4 protein-coding genes are annotated in these 3,826 nt (G+C 63.2%); 1 reads left to right on the top strand and 3 read right to left on the bottom strand.

The window, feature by feature from the left end:
- On the top strand, positions 1-759 hold a 759-nt coding region (locus tag QRN59_RS19900; protein ID WP_284984190.1), incomplete at its 5' end, for an IS30 family transposase.
- Between the two features lie 74 nt (positions 760-833).
- Here the strand turns inward: QRN59_RS19900 and QRN59_RS19895 are convergent.
- From QRN59_RS19895 to QRN59_RS19885, 3 genes are all read right to left on the bottom strand, one after another.
- Positions 834-1,364: a SixA phosphatase family protein gene (locus QRN59_RS19895; RefSeq protein WP_284984189.1), complete on the bottom strand. Its 531-nt coding sequence runs from the start codon at positions 1,362-1,364 to the stop codon at positions 834-836.
- 269 nt (positions 1,365-1,633) lie between these two features.
- Entirely contained in the window at positions 1,634-2,503 is an 870-nt protein-coding gene (locus QRN59_RS19890) for a winged helix-turn-helix domain-containing protein (protein WP_284984188.1), read from the bottom strand.
- A gap of 666 nt (positions 2,504-3,169) precedes the next feature.
- The coding region (locus tag QRN59_RS19885) for a hypothetical protein (protein ID WP_284984187.1) at positions 3,170-3,826 on the bottom strand (657 nt) is incomplete at its 5' end.

Here is a 3,826-nt window from a genome sequence, read left to right as displayed (position 1 = left end):
GAAGCGCTCTGCCGGCTGATAGCGGTCTGGATGGACGACGGGTGGAGCCCGAAACTGATTTCATCGATGTTGGCGTTTTACTTCGCCGATGACCAGACTATGCAGGTGAGCCACGAGACGATCTACCAGGCGCTGTACGTCCAATCCCGCGGGATCCTGCGGGCGGATCTGGCCGAAAAGCTCAGCCTGAAACGGAAACAGCGGGTCCCCCACGCCGCGGACAGGACCAAGAACAGCCCCTACAAGGAAGCGTTCAAGATCAGTGAGCGGCCGGCAGAGGCCCAGGACCGGGCCGTCCCAGGGCATTGGGAAGGCGACCTCATCATCGGCTCCGACGGGACCGCGATCGGCACCCTCGTGGAGCGCTCGACCAGGTTCACGATCCTGCTCCACCTCCCCGGGAACCACAGCGCCGAGACCGTCGCTACCGCGATGATCCGGGAGATGGGCAACCTCCCGGACCACCTGCGACAGTCGATCACCTGGGACCGCGGCACGGAACTGGCCGACTACGCGCGGATCCAAACCGCACTCGACACCACGCTCTACTTCTGCGACCCACACTCACCCTGGCAACGCGGAACGAACGAAAACACCAACCGGCTCCTGAGATTCTGGTTCGAGAAAGGCTCGGACCTCTCCGCTCACACCCCGGAGGATCTCCGCCGGGTCGCCGCGAAACTCAACCGCCGGCCACGGCCCACCCTCAACCTACAAACCCCAGCCAACCGGCTCAACCAGCTGCTGCAGGCAGCCTAAACCCCCTGCGTTGCTACGACCAGTTGACTTTGCCGGCACAAAGGGGCATTAGCTGCCAATTCGCGCCAAGGATTTTACTTCTTTGGGCGGGGCACCGCGAAGTGGGTCAAGCGGGCATCCTGCCCGTCGAGTTCGGCCCACGGCTTTTCGAGTTCCATCACGGTCATGGCGCTGGTGGGGTAACGCGTTGCGGCATCCATGTAGGCGTCATGGTCCGAGTCGCGGGAAGCCAAGTGCATCGCGAGGTCCTGCACTCCAGGCATGTGCGAGAAGACCATGAGTGTCGTGACGGTTTCCGGCACATGGTTGATGACGGTCAATATCCGCTGCGCGGAGGCGGCGTACAGGCCGTCCTCGAGTTTCGGCGTCGGGGCCTTGTCCCCCAGCTCGCTGCACACCCACGTGCAGGTCTGCCGGGTCCGCAGCGCGGACGAACACAGGATGAAGTCCGGAACGACGTGGTGCTTGAGGAGCCATTTCCCGGCAAGGGGTGCCTCCCGGTGGCCACGCTCGGCAAGGGGTCTCTCATGATCCGGCACCCCAAGGGGCCAGTCCGATTTCGCATGCCGCATGATCACCAGCCGCTTGATGTGATGCTCGCTCATCCCCCCACCCTATCGCCGCGGAGGCACATGCTCACTGGTCCTGAGCGCAGGAATGCGACGGGCCCTTTTGGCGCGGGCGCTGTAGCGTGAGCGGGATATCCCGAAAGCGCCGTTGTTGCGTTGGGCCCACGCCGGCGAGGGTCCCGGCCTGGGCTTGCGAAGGCTGGGAGCAGGTGGGGAGGAACGAGCGCAGGCGCCGATGGATCGTCCCGCGGAAGCGAAAGCGCCCACCCCCAAGCAGGGAGCGGGCGCCTTCGGCTTCGCTGAGGCTAGATCGAGTATTCCGGAGCGGCCCAGACGATGACCTCGGGGTGCTCGTAGAAGCGGTAGCCCTGGCCGCGTACGGTGCGGACGGTGTTTGCGAGGCGGCCGAGCTTGGAGCGGAGGCGCCGGATGTGGACGTCGATGGTGCGCTCGTTGGGGACCTCTTCGGCGTTGCGCCACAGGCCCTCGAGGAGTTCGTCGCGGCCCACGGTTCGGGTGCCGTTCTCGACGAGGTAGTTGAGAAGCTCGAATTCCTTGAACGTGAGGTTCAGGGATTCGCCGTCGAGGTGCACCTCACGGCGGGCGAGGTCGATCAAGACGCCGGACGGGCGGGCTTCCTGTGCAGGCTGCGGGCGGAGCGCCTCGGAGCGCTGGCGGTTGCCAACGGTGGGGTCACCGAAAGTCGAGCGGACGACGTCGAGCGCGGAACCGGGCGCGCTGGCCGGGGCTACCGCGACGGCGGCATAGCTCTCGGCGCCGGAAACGAGGGACTGCGCGTAGGCTCGGATTTCCTGGGCAAGCTTGGCGATGGATGTTCCGGCGGCCGCGGCGGTATCTTCGTCGATGCCCATGTAGAGCACGAACCCGCGGGCCACATTGTCGTTGGCAACGGGACGGATGGAGCGGTCCGCTGGAGCCAGGACAGGCGTGGGTGCGGTCATCGGCGAGGCCTCGTTGGCGGGAACAGCGCGGAGCTGGCCGTAGGAGTTGGGGTTGTAGCCCTGGGGGACGTAACCGGGTGCCTGACTGCCACCCTGCGGTGCGGGCTGGGCGTAGGCCGGGCGGTTGCCGAAGCCGGGACGCAGGCCGGCGTTCGACGCGGCCTTATTGGCGTTACGGACGGAGATGTGGACGTATCCGGATGCAACTGACATGGATTGCTTACCTCAAAGTGAATAGCCGTCATCGCGGCTTCGAATGCTGGTCTGGTCCCCGCAATGAGATGGGGAGGGGCGCCCGACGCTGGGCAGGGGGCGAATGCCTGAAACTTCTTGGGGTCTTAAGTTAGGCATGCATTCGACAACAGCTCATCGAAGGACCAGCGGGTGCGCTGGGCTCGATCGCTGCGGCTGCAGATGCTGTTGAGTTCTTGTTCACATTTGAAGTGTGCAACGTAACAAAGGGAACTTGCAAGTAACAAAGGACCGAACCGTCCACATTTTGAGACGAATCGGACTATTGTGCTGCACGTCACAATTCAGACATGTCCAAATGTGACTCATTCTCGTTCGTCACACTGGCCGTTACGAGCGCAATATTCGAATAAAATTTGATAGAAGGATATTTTTCTGAATCTCAGGTCACGTCATGCGCTTGCCTTTGAATCTCGAGATATGAAACAACCCTTGTCCAATCCTGAGTCTGCGTCTCATGGAAATTTTTTGCCAAATCGTCTGCTAAGGCCCTGTTGCAGTGCAACCGCGGACGCGCCGTCGTGACCTTCTTTGAATTCGGAAAGCGCTTGCGACACGGCGAGTCGCGTCAATCTGAGGCCAAAGCGCGGCAAAGAAGGTCACGACGGAGGCAAGCAGCACCCATCGCTAGTTGGTAGTGCCGGTTCCTTGGGTACTTGATGTGGTGGCAGTGACGATCTGGATGGACTGGGCCGTGTACTTGTCGGACTCCTTGAGTGCAGTGACCCTCACGCTGGATCCGGATTTCACATCGGCGAGGGTCAGGGTGGTGCCGGTGCTTCCGCTTCCGCGTTGCCGGACGCCTTCCGCTACTGTGACGTCCGTTCCCAGCGCATAAGTGCGGGTGAACCCGTCTTCGCTCTTGACCGTCATGGAGCTCGCCGAGATGTCAGTGACCGTACCCAGCTGGCCCGCCATGGTGACGTAGCTGCCGTTTTGGAGGACCACATATTCCGAGTGGATTGCAGCGTTCAGGCCGCCCATGCCGACACCGAGACCGCCCGGACCTGCGTTCGTGCCGCCTGGCCCACCGAAACCACCCTGGCCGTTCTGCCCGGCACCAGGTCCCTGCGCGCTGCTGGTATCAGCCGCCGCGGTCCCGTTTCCGGCGGCATAGGCACCAGCTCCTGCCGCCGCTGCGACCACGACCGCGACGCCGCCAACAATGAGCCCCTTCTTCAAGCTCCAATTCTTGAAAAACGAGGGGCGCGGTTGTCCGGAGTTGTATTGCTGCGGAGCACCCCACCCGGCGGCAGGCTGCTGGTTCACCGGCGGCTGCGGAGC

Origin of the sequence: Arthrobacter sp. efr-133-TYG-118 (assembly GCF_030209755.1) — a bacterium.
In the GTDB taxonomy this organism is placed as follows: Bacteria; Actinomycetota; Actinomycetes; order Actinomycetales; family Micrococcaceae; genus Arthrobacter.
Note: the sequence above shows the minus strand (reverse complement) of the source record. Positions and strands in the feature narration are given on the sequence as shown.